Below are 432 nucleotides of genomic sequence, written 5' to 3'. Positions count from 1 at the left end.
CATCCGCCGCTACACCACTCACGGCCGCGCACCGACGCCGGCAAAACCATCTACGCACTGGCGCTGAAACTAACCCGTGTCACCACACTCGAACAGGCACGGGAGTGGACGCTACGTCTGCACGACTTCGGTCAGGTATTCAAAACATTCCTCAACGAGAAAACACCCGTGCCAAAAGAACGCCGAACACTCAATAACCAGTGGGAATGGACTCATCTGCGAATACGCAAAGCCTACAACTCACTGCTGCACCTATCGCGCAACAATTGGTTGTTTACTTACCTTAAGCCACCACCGAATGCGCTTGATCCTAAACGCTGGGCTTCAACGACAAACAGTCTTGAAGGCGGCATAAACGCCCAGCTCAAACGCATCGCCGATGCGCACCGAGGCAGGTCAGGGGAACGCCAACGAAAAATGCTCGAGTGGTAC

The 432-nt window shown here is 54.6% G+C and carries 1 pseudogene; it reads left to right on the top strand.

Going from position 1 to position 432, the window contains the following annotated elements:
* A pseudogene (locus HMPREF2888_RS12540) lies at positions 1-432 on the top strand (IS256 family transposase); the annotation flags it as partial.

This window comes from Corynebacterium sp. HMSC077D03 (assembly GCF_001808545.1).
Classification (GTDB): domain Bacteria; phylum Actinomycetota; class Actinomycetes; order Mycobacteriales; family Mycobacteriaceae; genus Corynebacterium; species Corynebacterium simulans.
Note: the sequence above shows the minus strand (reverse complement) of the source record. Positions and strands in the feature narration are given on the sequence as shown.